Origin of the sequence: Nonomuraea jiangxiensis (assembly GCF_900099965.1) — a bacterium.
GTDB lineage: Bacteria > Actinomycetota > Actinomycetes > Streptosporangiales > Streptosporangiaceae > Nonomuraea > Nonomuraea jiangxiensis.
Genome location: NZ_FNDJ01000006.1, coordinates 292,504 through 314,706, shown reverse-complemented (window position 1 = coordinate 314,706; position 22,203 = coordinate 292,504). Strand labels below are relative to the sequence as shown.

The window sequence follows — 22,203 nt, the reverse complement described above, 5'->3', positions numbered from 1 at the left end:
AGGGGCTGGGGGCGATCGACGGTTGGGGACTTCGTTCCTCAGCCCTCGGACTACCGGAGAACATGGCCGGCCACGGTTGACTTTTTTTCGCCCCTTGCGCCTGCCAGACCAGCGAGAGGAGGTCCGTCACCAGCGGAAACGCGGTGACGGGCCTCTCGCTTTGTGTAGCTCGGTCACGGGATCGGGATGTTGCGCAGGTTCGATCGGGCGATTTGGATCATGTGTCCCACCCCGCCGGTGAGCACGAGCTTGCTGGTGGTCGTGGCGAAGCCGGCCAGTTGGCGGCCGGTGATGCGCGGGGGGATGGCCAGCGCGTTGGGATCGGTGACCACGTCCAGGAGGGCCGGGCCGTCATGAGCCAGCGTCTGGCGTATCGAGTCTCGTACCTGCTGAGGATCTTCGACCCGGACACCGTGAGCTCCGGCCGCGCGGGCGATGGCCGCGTAGTCGGTCCGGGGATAGGACGTGCCGTACGGCGGGAAGCCGCCGACCATCATCTCCAGATCGACCATGGCGAGCGAGGAGTTGTCGAAGAGCACGACCTTGACCGGCAGGTCGTAGTGGACCAGCGTGAGGAAGTCGCCCATCAGCATCGAGAACCCGCCGTCGCCTGACAGGGAGACCACCTGCCGGGAGCGGTCGGCCAGCTGTGCGCCGATGGCCTGGGGCAGGGCGTTGGCCATGGAACCGTGGCTGAACGAGCCGATCAGGCGGCGCCGGCCGTTCGGGGACAGGTAGCGGGCCGCCCATACGGTGCACATGCCGGTGTCCACGGTGAAGATCGCGTCGTCGGCGGCCTCCTCGTCCAGGATCGAGGCGACGTACTCGGGGTGGATAGGCCGGTGGCGTTCGACGCCGCGGGTGTAGGCCGCGACGACACCCTCCAGTGCGTCGGCATGCTTGGTGAGCATCCGGTTCAGGAAGCGGCGGTCGGTCTTCTCCCTGACCTGCGGCGTCAACGCGCGGAGGGTCTCGCGGGCATCACCCCAGACGGCGAGATCGAGTTTGGAGCGGCGGCCCAGATGTTCGGGGCGGACGTCGACCTGGACGATACGTACGTGGTCGGGCAGGAACGCGGTGTAGGGGAAGTCTGTTCCGAGCAGGATGAGCAGGTCGGCCTCGTGCATCGCGTCGTAGGCGGCGCCGTAGCCGAGCAGCCCGGACATGCCGACATCGAACGGGTTGTCGTACTGGATCCATTCCTTCCCGCGCAGCGCGTGCCCGACCGGTGCCTTGACCCGCTGGGCGAAGGCCATGACCTCGTCGTGGGCGCCGGCGATCCCGCTGCCGCAGAACAGCGTGACCGCATCGGCCGCGTCGACCATGCGGGCCAGGTCGGCGATCTCGTCCGGTCCGGGGCGTATGGTGGGGGCGCGGTTGAGCATCGCCAGTTCGGCCGCCGGCTGGGGCGCGTCCTGCCCGGCGATGTCTCCCGACATGCTCACCACGGCGACGCCTGAGCGGCCGACGGCATGCTGGACGGCGGTCTGCAGGATTCGGGGCATCTGCTCCGGATGGGAGATGAGCTCCGAGTAATGGCTGCACTCGGCGAACAACCGGTCCGGATGGGTCTCCTGGAAGTAGGAGGTGCCGACCTCGGCGCTGGGGATGTGCGCGGCCAGCGCGAGCACCGGCGCCATGCTCCGATGGGCGTCGAACAATCCGTTGATCAGATGCACGTGGCCGGGGCCGCAGCTGCCGGCGCAGGCGCACATCTGTCCGGTGATCTGCGCTTCCGCCCCGGCCGCGAACGCCCCGGCCTCCTCGTGCCGCACCTGCACCCACTCGATGCCGCTGTTGCGGCGTACGGCGTCGGTGACGGGATTGAGGCTGTCGCCGACCACGCCGTACAGTCGCTTGACGCCGGCCCGTACGAGAATGTCGATGAACTGTTCGGCAACGCTCTGCTTGGCCATTTTCCGAACCTTCCTCGTTTGTCGGTGTCGGCGACCGATCCGGCCGCGTGATGATCATGAACCGTCAGTACGAGCGGGGCAGTCCGAGCACGTGCTGCCCGAGGAAGGCCAGGATCAGGTTGTTGTTGACCGGGGCGACCTCGTACACGCGGGTCTCGCGGAACTTGCGTTCGACGTCCCAGCTGTCGACGAACCCGTTGCCGCCGTGGGTGTCCAGGCAGACGTTGGCCGCCTGCCAGCTGGCCTCGCTGGCCAGGAACTTGGCCGTGTTCGCCTCGGCGCCGCAGTGCTGCCCGCTGTCGAACAGGGCCGCCGCACGGGTGCGCATCTGGTCGGCGGCGGCGACCTGGGTGTAGGCGCGGGCCAGCGGGAACTGCACGCCCTGGTCGGCGCCGATGGGATGGCCGAAGACGGAACGCCGGTTGGCGTAGTCGATCGCCCGGTCCAGGAACCAGTAGCCGTCGCCGATGGCCTCGGAGGCGAGCAGGATGCGTTCGGCGTTCCAGCCGTCGATCACGTAGCGGAAGCCCTCACCCTCCGTGCCGATCAGGCTGTCGGCGGGGATCCGCATGCCCTTGTACCAGACCTGGTTGGTGGCGTAGTTGAACATGGTGCGCACCGGCTCGACGACCAGCGTGTCCGGCTGTTCATCGCGGACCTTGCGCAGGTCGACGAGGAACAGGCTGATGCCCTCGGCTCGTTCTGCCGGGTCCTCGGGCAGCGGCTGGGTGCGGGCCAGCAGCATCAGCAGGTCGGACTGCACGATGCGGCTGGTCCAGTTCTTGTGGCCGGTCACCACATAGCCGGCGCCGTCGGGCACGGCGGTGGTGCGGATCTCCGGGGTGTTGGAGCCGGCCTCGGGTTCGGTGATGGAGAAGGCCTGCAGCCGCAGCCGGCCGCGGGCGATCTCGGGCAGGTAGCGCCGCCGCTGCTCGTCGCTGCCGTGCCGCAGCAGCGCGGCCATCGTGTACATCTGCGCGTGACAGGCGGCCGCATGCCCGCCCGAGCGGTTGATCTCCTGGAGGATGATGCCGCCCTCGGTGACGCCCATCCCCAGCCCGCCGTACTCCTTCGGGATGAGCACCGACAGGTAACCGGCCTCGGTGAGGGCACGGACGAACTCCTCCGGGTAGGCCCGTTCACGATCGCGGGCGCGCCAGTAGTCGCCGCCGAAGCGGTCGCACAGCTCGCGTACCTGCACGCGGAGCCGCTGGTGGGCGGTGTCGGTGTCGTGGATGGCGATGTCGGTCATGACCTGGTCCCTCGTCTCAGTGCAGCAGGCCGGCGCGGCGGGCCTCGAAGGCGAGCCGGTCGCGGTGGTCGGGATGGGCGATGGCGATCAGCGCCGTGGCCCGCTGGGAGAGGCTGCGGCCGCGGAGTTCCGCGACGCCGTACTCGGTGACGACGTGGTCGATGGTGTTCTTCAGGGTGGTGACCGGGGTGGCCGGGCCGAGCTGGGCCTTGATGCGGCTTGTGCCGTCGCCGGTGGCCGCGTGGGTCACCAGGAAGGCGCGGCCGCCGGCGGAGTACATGGCGCCGCGGGCGAAGTCGGCCTGCCCGCCCGATCCCGACCAGTAACGGCCCGCGATGGTCTCGCTGGCCGCCTGGCCCATGAGGTCGACCTCGCTGGTGGCGTTGATCGACATCATGGCGGGTTCGCGGGCCACGACGCGGGGGTCGTTGACCCAGTCGACCGGCAGCATCGCCACCGAGGCGTTGCCGTCGAGCCAGTCGAAGAAGCGCCGGGTGCCGATGCAGAACGTGGCGACGTGCTTGTTGCGATGCTGCTGCTTCCTGGTGCCGGTGATGACGCCCCGTTCGGCCAGGTGCATGACGCCGTCGGACATGGCCTCGGTGTGCACGCCCAGATCACGGTGGCCGGCCAGCGCGGACAGCAGCGCGTTGGGGATGCGGCCGACGCCGATCTGCAGGCACGCCCCGTCCGGGACACGTTCGGCCACCAGCTCGGCGATACGCCGGTCCCGGTCGTCCGGTACGGCCGGCTGGGTCTCCTCCAGCGGGTAGTCGGCGGCGCACCAGCCGGCGACCTGGCTGACGTGGATCTGGTTCTCCCCGTACGTGCGCGGCATGCGCGGGTTGGCCTCCAGGAAGAACGGCACCTCGCCGATGAAGGCGGACACGTAGTCCGCGTTGGTGCCCAGACTGAAGTAGCCGTGCTCGTCGGGCATGGTCGCAGCGGCCAGTACCAGGGAGTGCCGGGTGCGCTCGCGCAGGAGCCGTGGCACCTCGCTGAAGTGCGCGGGGACGAGCTCGCAGGTGCCGTTCCAGTACGCCTGCCGGCATCCGGGCCCGAGGTAGTAACTGACGTGGGTCAGGTGCCCCGGGAACTTCCCGGCGATGTAGGGGTGCTCGCGGGCCGGGTCCATCTGGTGGATCCGCACCCCGGTGAATCGCTTGGCGTGTTCCTCCAGGGCGTCGATGACGGTGTGCGGTTCGCCGTGGTGGATCGGCACGATCAGGTCCGAACCGTCGCTGATCAGGCCCAGCACGTCGGTCGGCGCGTTCATGACACCTCCTGGTGGACCGCGGTCGCTACGGCGGCCCGGCCTCCGGGTCCTCCTGCTCCAGCAGCCGGCGGGCCGACTCCAGCCGCGGCTTGTCGATCATCTGCCCGCCGACGCGAACGGCGCCGCCCCCGCCCGCGGCCGCCACCACCTGCCTGGCCCACGCGAGCTCCGCCTCCGAGGGGGAGAACGCGCGGTTGACCAGGCCGACCTGGCGAGGATGCAGGCACATCTTGCCGGCGAAGCCCAGGGCCCGGGCCCGCCGAGCGTCCGCCATGGTGCGGTCGGGGTCGTCGAGGTCGGTGGTGACCCCGTCCACCGGCGCGCCGATCCTGCACGCACGGGAGACCACGACCAGACGGGAGCGCGCGTAGAGGAAGTCGTCCTCCGTCGCGCCGATGTCGAGCGCGAAGTCCACGCTGCCGAACGCGAGCCGGACGACATCCGGCCGGGCGGCGATGAGGGCGGCGTTCTCCACCCCCAGGGCTGTCTCCACGAGCGCGACCACCGGCACGCCGAGGCCGTCGAGCACGTCGGGTGTCTCGGCCTTGGGCAGCATCACGCCCAGCAGGCCCGGTCGGCCGGCGACCGCGCGCAGGTCCTCCTCGTGCCACGGGGTTTCCGCCCCGTTGACGCGCACGTACGCCTGCAGTTCGCCCAGCGCCGCGGCGACGGCGTCGCGGGCACCGGCCTTGGCCTCGGGCGCGACGGCGTCCTCGAGGTCGAGGATCGCGACATCCGCCCCGGCGGCCGCCGCCTTGCCGAACCGATCGGGACGGTCACCGGGCGTGAACAGCCACGATCTGGCCCTCATGGCGGCTGCACCGCCCGCCGTGCCCGCTCGTCCCACACCGGCCGTACGGCGGTCACGTCCGGGCCGTGGCCCCGGCGGTAGATCATCATGGTGCGCTCGAACACGATGACGACCTCACCGCGGTGGTTGAAGCCGACCGTACGGACCGTCACGATCCCCACGTCGGGCCGCGACCGCGACTCCCGGACCGACAGCACCTCCGACTGCGAGTAGATCGTGTCGCCCTCGAACACCGGGTTCGGCAGCCGCACCTGATCCCAGCCCAGGTTGGCCATCACGTGCTGCGAGACATCCGTCACGCTCTGGCCCGTGACCAGCGCCAGCGTGAACGTCGAGTCCACCAGGCGTCGCCCGAACTCGGTCTGGGCGGCGTAGTGGGCGTCGAAGTGCACCGGCATGGTGTTCTGCGTGAGCAGGGCCTGCCAGACGTTGTCTGTGGCGGTCACCGTACGTCCCAGCGGGTGCCGATACACCTCACCCACCGAGAAGTCCTCGAAGTATCGGCCCGACCACGAGACGCGCTCCGATTCGGTCCTCATGTCGACCACCTTTTCGGTCGCCTCCAACGTACTCTGCCACTCACGGCGCAGTTTTCATTCTCGAAAGTCTTTTCACACCGCGAAGTTTCTTCCCGCTGAGGGTTAGGTACCGGTCAACATGCGCCGACCATCCATATGCGGTCGAACATCGAAGCGCCGGATCACCCCACGTGAGTGGGGACCGGCATCTGGCGTAGGCTGAGACCCGACGATGTAGGGGCAGTGCGTGCTCGATCCAGGCCGCGGCCTCGGGCTCGCGGCCTCTTCTGCGTTTCAGGGGTGTGCAGCCGGATGCCGCTGTGAGCGGCCCGATGTCGCAGGTCCCGGAATATGCCCGGAAAGGATCACAGGGCGTTTCCCCGGGACCCTTCGGGGTGGGCTGGGTGATCATGCGGCGAGGCTGACGTGCGTGCGAGAGATGATCTAGGCTGGGCGCCCCCATCTACGACCACATGGCGGCGATCTTGCTTCCGTTATCGGCGATTCCACCGCGCTGTGGGGTGCCCTTGTTGACCGTGGCGGCTCTGGCGGCTCCCGCCTTGCGTACTTTCTCGTTGTACTTCCCCGAAGGGCCGACCTACTCAACGCAAGGCTTTGTCTGCCCCTTAAGTTCCGAGCCGATAGTTTTTACGGATGTCGGCTGGCTGATAGAGATCAACTGGCAGACCATCTCTGCGGAGTTGAACGGCTGGCCCACCGCCGTGATGGCGCTCGGGTTATGTGCGACTCTCGCTCTTCGGGGCAGGTGGGGCATAGCCGCCGCGTGGCTGACGGCGGCGCTGTTCCTGGTCATCGCCGGGGTGTTCACCATCCCATACGCCGTTGAGATCATCTCGGACGGCTGTACGGACACGCTCCGTTTCGGTGGTTGGGACATCGTCGAGTCCGGGCCGATCCTGCACTATTTGGCGGGCGCAGTGCTGGTTACGTTCTTGGCGCTGATTCGTCGTGAGGAGACGGGCTGTAGTCCCGCGCTCAAGGGAACCTTGCCGTAGCCTTCGCCGTCGATGGGCAGCGCGACAAGCCCGGAACGGTCCCAGGCGAGGTTCCGGGACCCTCCGATGTAGTGCTGGACGATCATGCGGCGAGGGCGTCGCCGATCCACTGGTTGGCGATCTCCTGTTGGCCGTCGATGCACTTGGCGCAGACCTCAGGAGGACATTGACGCCGTGGCCCGCTCGTTCGGTCACATCCGGGGCTGAGACGCCCGGCCAGTGGTCACGGAGGATCATGACCGGGGTGGGCGGGATGGGCACGGGCCGGACGTCATCCCGTCCGCGGTGCTTGAGTCCGTGTTCCTCGTGGGCGTCGCTGGTGTCCGTCCACTGGGTGTTGACCTCGGGCCGAGACGTCGATGAGGCATCCCCAGCCTGTCTTCGGGAGGTTGCAGTCTTCCCGGCGCAGGGCGATGGCCTCGGCAGGCCGGAGAGCGGCGTAGTACATGCACGTGAACGAGGCCCCTGAGCCGCCGACCACGCCTCGCCGGCCCACGTAGGTCACCACGGTCAGCAGCTCTTGCGCCTGACGAGGGTTGACCACGATCCGAGGATCTACCGTCTCGGTGGTCTTGGGGGGCTTCCACTTGATCCGGTGCAGAGGATTTGCCGAAAGCTCCTCCAGTTCCACGGCGTACTCACCCAACGCGCCGACCATCGGCACACCGACGCGCTAGTCTTCGGACTCGTCCGGCCAAGCAGTCCAAGTCAGCGTCTCCCGCCACCCAGGCAACCGGTAGAACCACATGGTGAAGATCTGCGCCAGAATCGGCAGTGTCCGGCTGGAAGCGCGGAAGTGTGCGTCCATGCTGCCGTCGCGATACTCCAGCCAGTAGGCCCCGTCATCCCGTAGGTAAGCCTGCATGTAGTACTCATCATTTTCTGCGTCCAGGCGCTCGACCACGAGGAAACGGTTGGACATGGTCAATCCGCGCAGCAGGGCATGCAGGTCGTCTGAACTCGGGTTCTCCACAGAATCGCCGCGTTCATTGAACGCCCGCGCCGTTGAACTCATGGCGCACAAGGTAACAATGCTCTATGCCTCCGGCAGGGGCTCTCCGGCTCCCGGATGATCATCACTCGCGAGGTCCAGGTCTGCAGGCGGCTGAGGTGAATCCTGATCATCCCGCTCACCATCGACCCGGACCAGATCAGCCTCCCCTTCGGGCGGGTCGATGGCAGACGGGTGATCAGGTCGGCGAGGCGTTCGGGTCAGTCATACAACTCCTCCGACGAAATCGTCTCATCCGCGGGCGGGGGCTGGATGTCCACCTTCATCCCCCAGTCCGACAACCGGAGATCCTCCTCGAAGGCGTAGTACGGGTCGTCTCTGGCGGACTTGTCGGGGCTGTCGTTCGGGTCGCGCCAAGCGCTCCATGCTCTGCGGACGAGCTGGTCACGGCCGATCCACAACCGCCAGGACACCTTCCAGGAGGCGTACTTGCCGGTGGGCTTGCTGCGGAGGCCGATGCGCATGGCCGGGTTCACCTTGTGGAGTTGCGCGAAGGTGATGGTGCCCTCGTAGAGGGTGGTCCGCACACCGTCGTAAACTCCGGCGGGCCGCTTGCGCGCGGTGGTGGCCAACACGGCTCTTAGCGTGGCCGGGTCGCTGAGGCTGACATGGTGGCCGGACTTCAGAACGAGCTGGCACGGCCACTCGTACGTGACCCAACTCTTGCCCGGCGGCAGCGGCCAGTCGGGGTCGGTCTTGGTGTACAACTGGTAGCCCCGCTTTCCGATGCAGATGTTGCGGGTCCCGTGGCGTCCCACGTTGAAGTTCGTCAGGTCTGTGGCCACGATCTTGCCCTTGCCGAACCCCACGATGCCGCGCACCGGCTTGTGGGAAGACCAACTGCCGAGCCAGTTCATCCGGTTACGCTGGACGATCTTGACCCCATGGTTCGGTACGAGCTGGCGCTGAATAGCGTCGGCCGGATCCATCACGGCATCGGCCCGTACGGCTGGCCCTGCGGTAACCGTGGATGCAGCCACCAGGAGAACCACCACGGCCATTCTTTGCCTCATAAGCTAGGGATCCTCGCAGCAGCAGATCTCATCGTGATCACGCTTTTCGGCGGCTCGATCTAACGACCCCGCATAAGGACCACCCCGCCGAGACCGTCGCGGCAAGATGGACATTCCGTCGTTGATCACGAACGAGCGATCCCGATATAGAAGCGATCGGCGAGCCTCCAGGGTTGCGGCTCGGGCTGCAATACGAGGCGCTCCACAGCCGTTCAGAAAATCCGCTAAGCGCCGCGGGCGCGCCGGCGCATTGGGACGATCAGACCTATCTGGATGACAAGTAGCACCAGCGCGATCACTGCCGATGCGGCGGTCATCTCTTCCTCTGAAAGTCCGCCAACACATTCCGTTATGTTGCCGCCCTCATATATTAGAGCGCAGTTGCGTCCAATGATCACGGCAACGATGAACCAATTGGCGAGCAAAAGGGGCACCGCTCCCAGGGCAAGGAGCAGTGTGATGTGGTTCAGCCTCCCGCCTGCCGGGTTCACCTTCGCCGGAACAGGTTGGAGACGTCCGCCTATATCGGAATCACGACTCACCCCGAACACATAAGCATAGGCAAGCGATCACGACAAGGTCGGTACGGTGCACCTTCAATCAAGGCGGCGGCGCAGGCGCAGGCGCGCGGCTCGAGCTTGCGGGGCCGCATCGGGCGATATGAACTCCAGACCCAAGCCCTTCGATGCTCGTTACACGCCCCGATCAACCGGATCGACCATCAGAACCACCCGGTCGACGTGGCACGGTTGGCGAGAGTTATGGTGCCGATCGAGCTGACCAGCCGGTCGACCTCGACGGCGTTCGCCTCGGCTAGGGCCTGTTCAGAAGCATCGGGTCGGGATGAGTCCTCGTGTACGGCACGGAACTCATCCCGGGGCCTTGGCGTTGTCCGGCGGTCGCAGGCACCGTGGGTTAGGCGATCACTTCGCCTTGGATGACGCGGAATCGGTGTAGCAGTTCGGACCGGATGCAGGTGAAGTGCTCGTCCATGTGCCGTCGCAGGCCGGCTAGCTCGTCGTTGAGCGCGGCAACGTCTTGTCTCATCTCGGCTCGCAAGTCGGTGAGGTCGGCTATCACCTGAGCGGTGTGGGTTTCGAGTGCCCGGATACGCGTCATGAGGTCGATGATCTGTGCTTCTGCGTTCATGCATTCCTACCTTTGCGAAGCTAGCCCCCGGCGCTGGTGGTGCGGCTCGGGTCTGACGTTGAGCACGGTGGCAGACGGGTGATGCCGGCGACAGTCCTCGGCTGCGACCGGGGTGTGGTTCTTTCTCCTGGTAGGAAGATTGTTCTTCCGGGGGAGATGTCAGCCGTCAGCGGTGTGAGGGCAAACAGGGGCGTGCCGGAAATTAGGGTCAGGGCCGATGATGCAGGGCCGTGGGCGGGCCGCAGTGGTCGGGGGCGTCGAAGGCGGGTGACCGGCCTCCGGGGGGAAGCCATGTCCAGCGCCGGATGCGGGCGAGCGGTGTTGTAATGGTCCGCGAACGCGTCGATCTCAGTTTGAGTAGTCTCGAACGAGGCGAACGGCAGCGCCTCGGTCAGCAGCTTGCGGCGCACGCTCTGATGGAACTGCTCGATCTTGCCCATCGTCGTCATAGTGCGCGGCGCGCTGTGACGCGACTTGATGCCGTTCTCGCGGCGGACGCGCTCGAACAGCACCTCGCCCGCCTTCGGCCCGCCGAACCGGCCTGTGCACTGCTTGCCGTTGTCGGTCGGCACCTCCAGCGGCACCCATCGCCTCGGCGAACGCCGCGCCGGGATGGATCATGGGGCGTTTCTCCCCAGATAGACGCCCGCGATCCGGGATGAGCGCGGGACGATGCCGCCCTGAAACGCTAAAGGCCCGTCCGCGATGCTTGAGCCCGCGTTGCTCGTGGGCGTCGCCGTTGTTCGTCCATGGGACTTTGACCTCGGGGGGGAGACATCAATGAGAAGCTGTCCCGAACCCTACACCGGAGGTCGCAGTCCTCCCTGCGTAGGGCGATGTCTTCGACCGGTCGAAGGACGTAGTATTCCACACCAGCTTAACGAGATCGTTCAGAGCTCAGCCAGTATTCAAAGAGCCGACTTGTTGATTTGAGGACAGCGGGATCACTCTGCGGCTGAGGCCAGATCTGCAGAAGGTAGTGCTCGTCTATTTCATCCCAGCTTTCCTCGTCCATACCTCTGGCGTGGTATCGCAAACGGTACGTTCCGGGACCGGCGGGCAGCGGCGGAAGAGCATGTGTCGTTCCCCCTCCCCACTCCTCCAGAAAAACCCGGCCCGATGGGGACTCATAGCTGATCTCGACGATGTCTTCGTAGCCGTCGAAGTCAGCACGAGGATCTTGATCGGCGACAGCTACCGTGAACCCCATCCTTCCCCACTGAAGGCCCACAGTCAGGAGGGCGGTGCCTTCCGCCACTTGGACGATCCCGACAGGATGGCTCGACGCGCCATCAATCCAGCCCGCGCTACATCCCTCATCCACGAGATATGTCTGGTGGTAATCCACCAGCACGTCCAGCTGAAGGACATGCACAACAGGAACAGGAGTCTCATCTGCGGTCACGGGGGAAAGCATAGGCTCCGTCGGTGACAAGATCCGCGATTCCAGAGCTGACAGTTTCTTGGCTGTACAGTCACCGCTACGGCCAAGAGGGCGGACGACGGCGGAATTCGACGGACGTCCACAGACACCGCGTCCCCAGGTCACAGCCCTGGACCTTGATGTAATCGACTTCTCTAATCCGCAGGCTCTGCTTCGCGATGTCGGTGCTACGCTGCCGCAAGCCGCTGGACCGGACGGTGCTGGTATCTGGCCCATCTTTCGACCAGTACGGCTGGGGGACGATGCAGGGGCGTATCCCTGAGAGCCCGGTGTCCATGGTTGTTCCTCAGATTTCCCTCTCTGAGGGCACGGATCTGCTCCAGTTGCTGTGGTGTCCCAACGGACACCAGTTAGACGACAGGTGGGCGCCCATCCCGCTACTGTTCTGGCGCCGTACCGGAGATCTGGCTGAGGTCCTTGCGGAACGCCCATGCGGGACCACGCCACGCCGGACGGCGATTTCGACACTCCGGGTGGCCGAGCTCGGCCAGGAGATCTATCTGGCGCGCCCCTGTGTGCTGGATTCTGAACGGGTCACTGAATATCCCTATGCTGAAGAGCTCTCCGAGCAGCTCCAGGCGGTCCTGGATGCATGGGATTGGGAGTCGTGGCACCTCACCGACATGTACGAGCTGCCCTGCAACGTTTGTGGAACCGAGACCGGGACCGCTCCTCAAATTGGGCAGCAGAGAATGGGACTGAGCATCCACTAGCCGAAGATCACGTTTCACGGCTACAGAAGTTAATGTCCGGGTAGCCGTCGTCGTCTCGGGACAAGCCGTGCAGACCAAGGGCCATGGGGCAAGGGTCGTCTGTCCAGTGAGGCGCTCCACGCTCCACACTTGCGCCGTGGCCCTTGGCGCCGATTTCCACGGCGGACGGGATGTCCTCAGTGTCAGGTAGGGGTGGTGCGCGCGACGTGCTCCCATTGGTTGCGGCTGACGCCGAGGCAAGCCACCACGCGTGATGCGTCGGGAGATAGGAAGAGCTGGAAGTGATAGGCCGGCTCGGTGCTTTTGACCATGCCGAGAATGAGGTGCTGCAGTTCGCAGGTGTCGAGTTGCGTGACCGCCTCATCGAAGCCTAGAGATGGGACGTTCATTCGGCGGGTGAGACGGCGCGACGCTGGTAAGTCCTGGTCAGGGCTATCGTCTCGGTCAGTTCCGGCCATATCTCGAAGTGCGCACCGGCCGCTAATGCCCGACGGCAGGCGTGGCCGGCTTCCCCCGTGGTGGGGAGAAGTTGAGCGAGCATCTCTCTATCCACGAAGGCAGCGTACGCACGGTGCTCCACCCTGTACGAGCAGCCGTTCTCTGGGAGCCTTCGGGATGATCAGTGAGGAGCTATGCGTCGGCAGGGTCGCGTAGGGCGAGTGCTTCGGCGTCGGTCAGTCCCCGGCGTGCTGCGATCCTGCGCCGAGCCCGCACCTGCGCGCTCGTGTGCGGACGGTATTTCGGGTCCCTCCCACAGCCGCAGGGCTCGAAGCCCTCGTACCGGAGCCCCGCTCCCAGCACAGCTGCGACGGCCGCCCACTCGCGGTCATTGGTCTTGCGCGGTGCGGCGAAGTCGTGGCCGGCGAAGAGCATCGGTTGCCGGCAGCGCGTGCACAGGTGCTCTGCGCCGTCCCGCGGCAGTTTGTGGCTCTGACGGCAGGAGACGCATACGTAGTGGACCTTGTAGGTGACCATCGCGTATGTGCACACAGGGGCAGAGTACTCCGGGCTTTGGGAAGGTTGTTCACGTCGACTGATCGGTGAAGTGCCTCAGGCTCGTTCGGGATCTCCCTGCGTCGGCTTGAGCGCGGTGGGTGTGGGATCTCATTGCCGCACTCATGCGGGTGAAGGGGTGGGTTATGCAGGTCTGGGTGGAGTCCTCGGGTGGGCCGCTGGTGCTCGTGGCGGAGAAGGCGCTGAACGAGTGGACCGGTGCGGACGGTGACGACTACGACTCGGCATGTACGGTTGACGATCTGGGAGTGATCCGGTTCGGCACAGGCGAGCAGGGCTTGGTGCTCTGGGACGAACCTGCGCGCACCACGTACTTCCAGGGGCTGAGGATCTTTGTGCAGTGGGTCTATGCCGATCCCAGTTGTGACGTCGAGCAGGCTGTGTCCTGGCTGGGCGATGTTGCTTGGGAGCAGGGGCCGACCATGGACGTTGGTGGGCCGATGGTGCTTCTGGATGCTGCGGCGCCTGGAGGGGAGATACAGATCAACCAGGTGCGGGGCGCCATGGACGGGGAAGCGATCAGCGTGGAGATCGAGCCGGGTCGGTATCGGGTGGATTCTGGTGAGACCAGGCCGGACGAACGCACGTGCTTTCGCTGCTATCGCCTGGTAGCGGTTTCCTAGGTCAAGCCCCCGCTGGACAGGCAGCACCGCTCTGCGGGGAACACCGGGGAACACTTGCTGTCGGCTGATCGGCCGATGGCACCGGTGGTGGCTCTCGGTCGCCCGCACGCTCTTGCGGCTTGCTTGAGCTGGATGCTCGGCAACGGGCACGTCCGGTTCTGAGGGGGCCGGGGTGTAGCAATGCGCTCCGAACTATCCGACATCGGGCGGGCGGTGTGTGCCTCTCAACGTGTGAATTCACTACGCAGGTATCCGTGAAAAGCGAGGACGGACTGTAACCGGCTGCTTCCCGTCGTATGTCAGGGGCGGCGTCAGGGCGGTGACAGGCCGGTATCAGAGCGGTCGGCGAGGGTTAATGCCATGAGCGGTTCAGGGATGCGGCCTCGGGGCTGCGAACTGGGCCACCGAGCTCACTCCCGACCCTCGTGCGTCGCTTATGGAAGCCCATGAGCGACGCGACGGGACGGGTGTCAGAAGCAACTAGTCGCAGGAGAGCATGATGCAGAAGTTCGATACCCCCGCCCCGATCTCCGCCGTCCTGGACATTCCGGCGGGGCGCGTTAAGTTCATCGCAGCCGACCGGGGCGACACCGTGGTCGAGGTTCGGCCCGCGAACGCCTCGAAGAGCCGCGACGTGACGGCGGCCGAGCAGACGACGGTCGAGTACGCCGATGGCGTCCTGCGGATCGAGACTCCGGTGAAGAACCAGTATCTCGGCCCGTCCGGATCCATCGAGGTGACGGTCGAGCTGCCCGCCGGTTCCCGGGTCGAGGGTAAGACGGCCAGCGCCGAACTCCGGACCGTCGGCCGCCTCGGCGACGTCGCGTTCGAAGGTGCGTACCGGGAGATCAAGCTTGACGAGACCGCGAGCCTGCGTCTCACCGCGACCGACGGCGACGTTGAGGTCGGCCGCCTGGGCGGGCCCGCGGAGATCAGCACCGCACGGGGTGACATCCGGATCGCCGAGGCCACGGGTGGCAAGGTCGTGCTCCGTACCCAGTTCGGCGACATCTCGATCGCCGCTGCCGCCGGAGTCTCGGCTGCCTTGGACGCCGGCACCAGCCACGGCCGCATCACCAACGCCCTCAAGAACGACGGCACCGTAGAACTCGACATCCAGGCCACCACGTCCAACGGCGACATCACCGCTCGCAGCCTGTGACCCGGCCGGGGCGTGGCCGGTACGCGGTCAGTACGCGGCGGTCGTGAGAGGGATCGCCGGTCAGGAAGTGATCGCGACGGGACTGTGAACCGTCGGCTCACCCTACGCAAGTTCGCACCTTGCGCCTGCCACATCAGCGGGAAGAGGCCCGTCGCCAGCGGAAACGCGGTGGCGGGCCTCTCGTGTTGTTGCGCCCGGCTGTCCATGGTTGGCAGTGATGATGTGGATGAGCGCTTCCCGCCAGGGTCTGACCCATCGGCTGACACCGGCGGACCAAAGATGATCGCTCCCTGCACATTCGCGAACACGACGATCAAGGTCAGCAGATCGTGTTCGGCGGAGCCGAGGGTGCCGAGTGCCTCCGAGTGCCTCCGAGTGCCGCCGAGTGCCTCCGAGTGCCTCCGAGTGCCGCCGAGTGCCTCCGTGGACCTCTGCACCGCTGACCGGCGCCGGCGCATGAAGGGCTCACCGGACTCGAGTCGTTTGACGGCTCCGGTGTCAATCCGTTGTGGCAGGCGGTGCGACTGGTCGCGACCACGCCGCCGGAAGGGGTACCGCTGACGACGGTGGTGCTGCCCGTGGTCTTCCACGACGCCATCGCGGCTGCGATCGCGATCCGCAGATCGGGCGCCTGATCGAGCGGGCGCTCAGCCGCCGCGGCGGCCTTGCGGGCCATCGCCGCCGCGGCGGCCTTGCGGGCCATCGCCGCCGCGCTCCCTACGGGCGACGGGCGGCGTCCGCGGCTCACCGCTGCCGCCGAGGGGCCGCCGAGGGCAGCCGAGGGCCGCTCTGTCGCAGGTGATCGCAGGTGATCGCAGGTGATCGCGGGTGGCTTGTCGGCGTTCATTGCCACGTTCGCCGTGCTCGCCTTGGACGCCGCCGAGTCGATGTGACGCTGCGGCCGGCTCCTACTGATCGCCGCCTCCGAAAGCCATCGGACCGACACCGAAGCGCACCCCCGCCGGAAGCGGACAAGAATCCCAGCTTTCCGGACGCGCGATCGTCCGCGCGTGTCGGACGTCGGAACGACGGATCTAATTTGCCGTGAGCGATGACCAGCGGGTCGATCCCACCGGGCGAGAGTGTTCTAGAGACACCGTTCATTTCCCGAACTCGGGAGCAGGTGTCGCGGCGGCGCTGATGGAGCGAAGGAGGCTCGTGATGGGCAAGATCGTGCTGGATGTGTCGGTGTCCCTGGACGGGTTCACGGCCGGACCCAACGTCCGGGAGGCGGAGCCGATGGGGGACGGCGGGGAACGGCTGCACGAATGGATGGCCGGGAAAGGGCCGGACGGCGGGGTCGACATCGGTGTCCGCCAGCAGGTGGATGCGGCGGTGGGGGCCGTCCTCATCGGACGGCGTACGTTCGACCTCGGTCTGGGCCCGTGGGGTGGCACGCCATGGCCCGGCGTGCCGAGCTTCGTGGTCACCCACCGGACCAGGGAGGACCTGCTCGGCGACAACGGCGGGACGTTCGCCTTCGACGGGCTGGAGGCTGCGGCCCGGCGCGCCAAGGAGGCCGCGGGGGACAAGGACGTCCTGGTGCTGGGCGCGGACGTCGCCCGGCATCTGCTCAGGGCGGACCTGCTCGACGAGGTGTACATCCACCTGGTCCCCGTGCTGATGGGCGAGGGCACGCCGCTGTTCGCCGGGGAGCGGGCCGAGCTGGTGCCGGAGGGGAAACCCGTCGCGGGGTCCGTGACCCACCTGCGCTACAGCGTCCTGAAGCCCGGACTTCCTTGACGCTCCGGTGCCGCGTTCATCGACTTCGGGATCTCCGGTGGCCGTCGGGGGCGGGCAGCAGGCTGACCAGGGCCGGCGTCGCCGTGGGAGCCGCGAGCTACGTGTGCTGTCTCGGGGGTGGTGCTCGCGTTCGGCCGGTGCTCGGGGGCGAGCGCCGGCCGGCGGCATGCTGTGCGTGGGCCCCGCGGTAGGGCCTCTATCGGGTGATGAACGACATCAGGTCGTCGTTGAAGTCGCGTTCGAAGGCACCGGCCAGGCCGTGCGGGGCGCCCTCGTAGATCTTCAGGGTGGCGTCCTTGACGAGCTGGGCGGTTTCCAGCGCGGAGGCGACGACAGGCACGATCTGGTCGTCGTCCCCGTGCACGATCAGCGTGGGGACGTCGAAGCGCTTGAGGTCCTCGGTGAAGTCGGTCTCGGAGAAGGCCCTGATGCAGTCGAGCGCGCCTTTGACGCCCACCTGCATGCTCCAGAGCCAGAAGGCGTCGATGACACCCTGCGACTGTTGCGCGCCCGTCCGGTTGTAGCCGTAGAACGGGACGGCCAGCTCCTTGTAGAACTGGGACCGGTCGGCTGCGACTCCGGCCCGGATACCGTCGAACACCTCGAGCGGCAGACCGTGAGGGTGGGCGTCGGTCTTGAGCATCAGCGGCGGCACCGCACCCAGCAGTACGGCCTTGGCCACCCGGGCGCTGCCGTGCCTGCCGAGATAACGGGTCACCTCGCCGCCGCCGGTGGAGTGCCCGACCAGCACGACGTCGTGCAGGTCGAGCGTGTCCAGCAGGGCGGCCAGGTCGTCGGCGTAGGTGTCCATGTCGTTACCGTGCCACGGCTGGTCCGAGCGGCCGTGGCCGCGGCGGTCGTGAGCGATGGCGCGCATGCCGTGGGAGGCGACCAGATGGAGTTGGTTGTCCCACGAGTCGGCGTTCAGCGGCCAGCCGTGGCTGAACACGACGGGCCGACCACCGCCCCAGTCCTTGTAGAAGATCCGCGTGCCGTCGGCGGCGCTGACGTAGGGCATCTCAGGTCCCTTCCGATGGGTGTCGATGGGCTCGACGCTAGATCCGCGGCGCCCGGCGGCAATCGGTCAGATGACTGCACCCGTACGGATCGCCGGTTCGCTGACGACTTCGGTCAGGTTCCGATGGCGGGTTTCCGGGGCGAACAGGACGGCGGTGAAGGTGATCGCCGCGCACACCATCAGCAGTACGGCGATGGGCCACGACGCGCCACCGGCGGCCGCCACCAGAGTGGCCGCCACGAGCGGGGCGGGGCCGCTGGTCAGCGCGGCCGTCCACTCGCGGGCGATCGCGACGCCGCTGTAGCGGTGGCGGGTGGCGAACAGCTCGGTCAACAGCGAGGCCAGTACGGCGAACATCCCGGCGACGCAGACGCCGTAACCCACGGTGATCGCGAGGATAACCAACCCGGGGTGACCGGTGTCGACCAGCCAGAACATCGGGAAGGCGAACACACCGAGCAGGAGCGCGGTGCTGAGGAAGACGGGACGGCGGCCGACGCGGTCGGCCAGCAGCCCGAACAGCGGCGTGACGGCGATCGCCACCGCCGCGGAGAGCAGTTTGGCGACCAGGCCCACCGTGGCAGGCAGGCCGAGCGTCCTGGTCACGTACGACAACATGAAGACGTTCAGGATGTAGGCGATCGCGCCGAAGGGGGCGTTGGCCGCGAAGGCGATCAGCAGGATCCGCGGCTGCCTCCTGAGGACCTCCAGCGCCGGGAAGCGGCTCAAACCCCGCGCACGCTCGCGCTCGAAGAGCTCCGACTCCGGCACCCGGAACCGCAGGAACAGTCCCACCCCCACGCCCACGAGGCTGAGCAGGAACGGCAACCGCCAGCCCCAGGTCTCGAACGACGGCAGCGCCGTGACCGCGGTGAAGGCGAGCGTGGCGGTCAGGATGCCGATCTGGACGCCCGCGCCGGGAAGCGAGGCCCACAGGCCCCGCCGGCGGGGATCGCTGGTCTCGGCCACCATGACCAGGGCGCCCGCGTATTCGGCTCCCGCGCCGAAGCCCTGCGCCAGCCGGAGCAGCGTCAGCAGGACGGGCGCCGCCTGGCCCACCTGATCGTAGGTGGGCAGCAGCCCGATGCCGACCGTGGACAGTCCCATCAGCAGCAGCGTCATGACCAGCATGGGCTTACGTCCGACGCGGTCGCCGAAGTGGCCGAACACGACCCCGCCGATGGGGCGGGCCAGGAATCCGACCGCGAACGCGGCGAAGGAGCCCAGAGTGCCCGCGAGAGGCTGGTCGGCCGGGAAGAACTGTCTGTCGAAGACGATCGCCGCTCCCAGCCCGAAGAGGGCATGGTCGTAGAACTCGAGGGCCGTGCCGATGACAGCGGCCTTGGTCACCGGTCTCCTTGTCATTTCTGCCTCCTGTTGTCGGGGCCGAGCGCCCGCGTGAGAAGGCGTCCGGCCTGATCCATCGCCGCGCAGGGCGTTGAGCGTGCGAGATCTGTGGATGACTCCTGGTAGCGCACGGCGGCAGCCCGGTATCCGGGCGCGCGAGGGCGGACGTCGTCAGGCGGCGGCGGCCTGGCGGATGAGGTCGGCGACCGCGGCGGGCTGGGAGACGTACACGGCGTGGCCGGCGATGACCTCGACGACGATCGATCCGGCGCGTTCGGCCATGGCCCGCTGGGCGGGGGGCGGGATCATCCGGTCCTGGGTCGCGACGAGGTACCAGCTGGGCCTGTGCTGCCAGGCCGGTTCGGTGACCGCCCCGGCGAGGGCGTCCACGCCCCAGGGGACCCGCACGTCGGCCATGAACGCAGGCGGGTCGGTGATGAGGGTGTTGATCGATTCACCCCTGTCGGGGGCGAATGCCGCGATGTACACCAGTGACGCGACGTTGGGGTGGGTGCCGGCCTCGCTGATCACGACCCCGCCGTAGGAGTGGCCGATCAGGAGGGCCGGGCCGTCGAGGCCGTCCAGGACCCGGCGGGTCATCGCGGCGTCATCCGCCAGCGACAGCGTCGGGATGGGCACGATGTGGACGCGGAGTCCGTCCCTGGTCAGCTCGTCGCGGACGTCCTGCCAGCCGGCTCCGTCCACGAAGCCACCGTGTACGAGCACGATGTTCCTGATTGGAGTCATGGCCGCTCCTGACCTGGATGGAAAGGCCCGAGGCCTGTCCCTGCGCACTCCATCCAAGTCGCGCGCACGCGCTCCGGCCACGCAGAACCGGACGCAGAAGTGGTTCCCGAACCGTCAGGGCGCGGGGTTCGCCAGGTCGCGGCAGCGGCCGCTCGCCTCGGTGTCGCCGATGGCCTCGTACACCTCGGCCGCGCGCGCATAGGTATGGCAGCTTTCGCCGGTACGGCCCGCCTCGGCCAGCAGGGCCGCCAGCGTCTCCAGGGCGCGGGCCTGCGGGGCGGCCAACTGGGCCTGCTCCATGAGGCTGATCGCCTCGGTGAGCTTGCTGATCGCCTCAGGGCGTTGTCCGAGCAGTCCCAGGCACTCGCCGACGCGGGCCAGCGCGATCGGCCGGGTGAACGCCACGGTGCTCGGCGTCAGCCCCGACCGGTCGTCGTCCAGCAGGGCCAACAGGTCGAGGTACTGCTCCAGCGCCTCGGCGTAGTGTCCGGCATCGCGAAGGCAGGTGCCGAGGGCGCCGAGACACTGGCAGTACCGATCGATGTCGCCGTCGGCCCTGAACATCTTCGCCGCCTGGATTTCCGACGCGATGGCCTCGTCGAGCCGCCCGAGCCGTCGGAGCGCGCCTGCCGCGGTGTGGTGCGCCATGGCGATCTGCGCCGTCGCACCACTGCGGGTGGCCAGGTCCATCGCCTGGGCGGTGTAGCGCAGGGTGGTCTCCAGGTCCTCTCGCGGCACCAGATGGACCCAGGCCAGCAGGTTCAGTTGCCCGGCCTGCCGGGCCGGGTCGCCCAGGGCCTCGGCGGCCTCGGCGGCGAGAGTGAAGACCTCCTGCCAGTGCGGCGCGTGCATCCACCGGTCGGAGAACCAGTGCATCGACTCGGCGCAGTCGAGGACGGCGGCGTACCGGCCGACGCTCGCCAGGTGGCGTAACGCGCCCAGCCAGCTGTCCACGTTCACGCGGAGCCAGTGGTCGGCCTCCTCCTCGGAGGACAGGTCGGCGAGGTCGGGGTCGGGCCGGTTGGGACGGCCGTACCCGGGCTCGAACCACCGCCCGGCGGTGGTGGCCATCCGCAGCAACCACGACGTCATCGTCAGGGTGAGCGCGTCGCGCTCGACCGCGGGTTCCTCGTCCCGGAGCCGGTCGCGGGCGAACAGCCGGACCAGGTCGTGGAAGCGGTAGCGTCCCGACATGCTGTCCTGCAACAGACCCAGGTCGACGAGTTCGTCGAGGGCGTCCCATGCCCCCTCGATCGACGTGCCGCCCACCACGGCGGCGAGAGCTGCGTCGAAGTTGCGACCCGGCACCAGGGCGAGCCGGCGGAAGACCCGCCGGGTCGAGTCGGCCAGCTGCTCGTAGGACAACCCGAACGCGGTGGCGATCTTCAGATCGCCGGCGCTGAGCTGGTCCAGGCGGCGTTCCTCGTTCGTCAGCCGGGCGGCGAGGTCGGCGGCGTTCCAGCCGGGCCGGCTGACCAACCGATTTCCGGCGATCCGGAGCGCGAGGGGCAGGCCACCGCACATCTGCGCGAGCTGCCAGAGAGCCGATCCTTCGTCCGAGGCGCCGCGGTCCTTCAGGATTCCGGTCAGCAGTTCGGTGGCCTCCAGCAGGGGCAGTGGCCCGAGGCTGAGTCTGCGCACTCCTTCGAGCCCGGCCAGCAGGCGTCGGCTGGTCACCAGGGCCTTGCCCGCGCCGCCGCCCGGCAGCAGCGGCCGGACCTGCTCCTCGGAGGCGGCGTTGTCGAGCACGATCAGCGCGCGCCGGTCGCGCAGCAGGGACCGGTACAGGGACGCGCGCCCGGCGACGTCGCCCGGGATCTGCTGATCCGCGATGCCGAGGGCGCGAAGCAGCATGCTCAGGGCCTCGGTCGGCGGCAGGGGCTGCGGAGACATGCCGAACAGGTCGAGGAAGAACACCCCGCCGGGGAAGTCCGGCCGCAGGGTGTGGGCGGCGCGGACGGTCAACGTGGTCTTGCCCAGCCCGGCAGAGCCGGTGATGAGTCCCACGCCCGCGGCGCCCGGCGCGTCCGCGGCACGTACCAGCTCGTTGGTCCAGGCCAGCTCCGCGGCTCGACCGGTGAAGTCGTCGACGGAGCGAGGCAGCTCGCACAGCCCCGTCGGGCGGGTCCAGCGGTCGCGCAGGCGGCCCTCGCGGGCCAGCTCGACAAGCTGTTTGCGGTCGGCGCCCGTCAGGCCGAGGGCGTCGGTCAGCGCGGTGACGGTCCGGTGCTGGGGGCCCTTGCTGCGTCCGCGTTCCATGTCCGACAGCGTCCGGGCGCTGACTCCCGAGGCTTCGGCGAGCTGCTCCAACGTCAGGCGTGCGGCGTGCCGGTGGCGACGCAGCACCTCCGCGAAGCTGGATGGGGTGGTGATCGAGTGCTCCTTCTCCGCGATCTGGTGGAGATCACACAAGGCCTGCGTGGAAGGCC

The 22,203-nt window shown here is 67.7% G+C and carries 21 protein-coding genes; 5 read left to right on the top strand and 16 right to left on the bottom strand.

The features are described from left to right. Positions 1-173 precede the first annotated feature (173 nt). The 5 genes from BLS95_RS15850 to BLS95_RS15830 all read right to left on the bottom strand — a co-directional run bounded on the left by BLS95_RS15850 (position 174) and on the right by BLS95_RS15830 (position 5,794). On the bottom strand, positions 174-1,916 hold the full coding sequence (locus tag BLS95_RS15850; RefSeq protein WP_090931769.1) for a pyruvate dehydrogenase: 1,743 nt from the start codon (positions 1,914-1,916) through the stop codon (positions 174-176). A 64-nt stretch (positions 1,917-1,980) separates the two neighbouring features. Further along, positions 1,981-3,168 (bottom strand): acyl-CoA dehydrogenase family protein, encoded by a 1,188-nt coding sequence (locus BLS95_RS15845; protein ID WP_090931767.1) that lies wholly within the window; start codon positions 3,166-3,168, stop codon positions 1,981-1,983. 16 nt (positions 3,169-3,184) lie between these two features. After that, entirely contained in the window at positions 3,185-4,444 is a 1,260-nt protein-coding gene (locus tag BLS95_RS15840) for an acetyl-CoA hydrolase/transferase family protein (RefSeq protein ID WP_090931765.1), read from the bottom strand. 25 nt (positions 4,445-4,469) lie between these two features. Further along, on the bottom strand, positions 4,470-5,255 hold the full coding sequence (locus BLS95_RS15835) for an HpcH/HpaI aldolase/citrate lyase family protein (RefSeq protein ID WP_090931763.1): 786 nt from the start codon (positions 5,253-5,255) through the stop codon (positions 4,470-4,472). After that, positions 5,252-5,794 carry a MaoC family dehydratase gene (locus tag BLS95_RS15830; RefSeq protein ID WP_090932063.1) on the bottom strand — a complete coding sequence of 181 codons (543 nt, stop codon included), beginning with the start codon at positions 5,792-5,794 and terminating at the stop codon, positions 5,252-5,254. The genes BLS95_RS15835 and BLS95_RS15830 overlap by 4 nt, the downstream gene beginning before the upstream one ends. Before the next feature lie 452 nt (positions 5,795-6,246). Between BLS95_RS15830 and BLS95_RS15825 the strand changes: the two genes are divergently transcribed. Continuing rightward, complete coding sequence (locus BLS95_RS15825) at positions 6,247-6,789, top strand: hypothetical protein (protein ID WP_090931761.1); 543 nt, start codon at positions 6,247-6,249, stop codon at positions 6,787-6,789. Between the two features lie 673 nt (positions 6,790-7,462). On the opposite strand, the gene BLS95_RS15815 is transcribed toward BLS95_RS15825, so the two are convergent. The 5 genes from BLS95_RS15815 to BLS95_RS54145 form a co-directional block, all read right to left on the bottom strand. Further along, positions 7,463-7,804 (bottom strand): hypothetical protein, encoded by a 342-nt coding sequence (locus BLS95_RS15815; protein ID WP_143043722.1) that lies wholly within the window; start codon positions 7,802-7,804, stop codon positions 7,463-7,465. 197 nt (positions 7,805-8,001) lie between these two features. Beyond that, on the bottom strand, positions 8,002-8,658 hold the full coding sequence (locus BLS95_RS15810) for a hypothetical protein (protein WP_143043721.1): 657 nt from the start codon (positions 8,656-8,658) through the stop codon (positions 8,002-8,004). A 1,071-nt stretch (positions 8,659-9,729) separates the two neighbouring features. Further along, positions 9,730-9,963, bottom strand: coding sequence for a hypothetical protein (locus BLS95_RS15805; protein ID WP_090931755.1), 234 nt, complete (start codon positions 9,961-9,963; stop codon positions 9,730-9,732). Between the two features lie 20 nt (positions 9,964-9,983). Then, on the bottom strand, positions 9,984-10,547 hold the full coding sequence (locus BLS95_RS15800) for an integrase core domain-containing protein (protein ID WP_090931753.1): 564 nt from the start codon (positions 10,545-10,547) through the stop codon (positions 9,984-9,986). Positions 10,548-10,840: 293 nt separating this feature from the next. After that, the gene (locus BLS95_RS54145; protein WP_143043720.1) at positions 10,841-11,368 is read right to left on the bottom strand and encodes a hypothetical protein; all 528 of its coding nucleotides are present in this window, start codon (positions 11,366-11,368) and stop codon (positions 10,841-10,843) included. Positions 11,369-11,565: 197 nt separating this feature from the next. On the opposite strand from BLS95_RS54145, the gene BLS95_RS15795 reads away from it, so the two are divergent. Then, a complete protein-coding gene (locus BLS95_RS15795; RefSeq protein ID WP_090931751.1) occupies positions 11,566-12,120 on the top strand; it encodes a hypothetical protein in 555 nt (184 codons plus the stop codon). Positions 12,121-12,302: 182 nt separating this feature from the next. Here the strand turns inward: BLS95_RS15795 and BLS95_RS15790 are convergent, their stop codons facing one another. Together BLS95_RS15790 and BLS95_RS15785 are read right to left on the bottom strand one after the other, a co-directional pair. Further along, complete coding sequence (locus BLS95_RS15790) at positions 12,303-12,509, bottom strand: hypothetical protein (protein WP_090931749.1); 207 nt, start codon at positions 12,507-12,509, stop codon at positions 12,303-12,305. Between the two features lie 241 nt (positions 12,510-12,750). Then, complete coding sequence (locus BLS95_RS15785) at positions 12,751-13,110, bottom strand: hypothetical protein (protein WP_218135786.1); 360 nt, start codon at positions 13,108-13,110, stop codon at positions 12,751-12,753. Positions 13,111-13,259: 149 nt separating this feature from the next. Here BLS95_RS15785 and BLS95_RS15780 point away from each other — a divergent pair, with 149 nt between their 5' ends. From BLS95_RS15780 to BLS95_RS15770, 3 genes are all read left to right on the top strand, one after another. Then, complete coding sequence (locus BLS95_RS15780) at positions 13,260-13,757, top strand: Imm21 family immunity protein (protein WP_176993210.1); 498 nt, start codon at positions 13,260-13,262, stop codon at positions 13,755-13,757. Between the two features lie 499 nt (positions 13,758-14,256). After that, entirely contained in the window at positions 14,257-14,919 is a 663-nt protein-coding gene (locus BLS95_RS15775) for a DUF4097 family beta strand repeat-containing protein (protein WP_090932058.1), read from the top strand. A 1,161-nt stretch (positions 14,920-16,080) separates the two neighbouring features. Further along, a complete protein-coding gene (locus BLS95_RS15770; protein ID WP_090931745.1) occupies positions 16,081-16,662 on the top strand; it encodes a dihydrofolate reductase family protein in 582 nt (193 codons plus the stop codon). Positions 16,663-16,858: 196 nt separating this feature from the next. On the opposite strand, the gene BLS95_RS15765 is transcribed toward BLS95_RS15770, so the two are convergent. The 4 genes from BLS95_RS15765 to BLS95_RS15750 all read right to left on the bottom strand — a co-directional run bounded on the left by BLS95_RS15765 (position 16,859) and on the right by BLS95_RS15750 (position 22,186). Then, positions 16,859-17,680, bottom strand: a complete 822-nt coding sequence (locus tag BLS95_RS15765) for an alpha/beta fold hydrolase (protein WP_090931743.1) — start codon at positions 17,678-17,680, stop codon at positions 16,859-16,861. Positions 17,681-17,746: 66 nt separating this feature from the next. Beyond that, complete coding sequence (locus BLS95_RS15760; protein ID WP_218135785.1) at positions 17,747-19,030, bottom strand: MFS transporter; 1,284 nt, start codon at positions 19,028-19,030, stop codon at positions 17,747-17,749. A 168-nt stretch (positions 19,031-19,198) separates the two neighbouring features. After that, the gene (locus BLS95_RS15755) at positions 19,199-19,774 is read right to left on the bottom strand and encodes an alpha/beta fold hydrolase (RefSeq protein ID WP_090931739.1); all 576 of its coding nucleotides are present in this window, start codon (positions 19,772-19,774) and stop codon (positions 19,199-19,201) included. 114 nt (positions 19,775-19,888) lie between these two features. Then, positions 19,889-22,186: an ATP-binding protein gene (locus tag BLS95_RS15750; protein ID WP_143043719.1), complete on the bottom strand. Its 2,298-nt coding sequence runs from the start codon at positions 22,184-22,186 to the stop codon at positions 19,889-19,891. Positions 22,187-22,203: the final 17 nt, after the last annotated feature.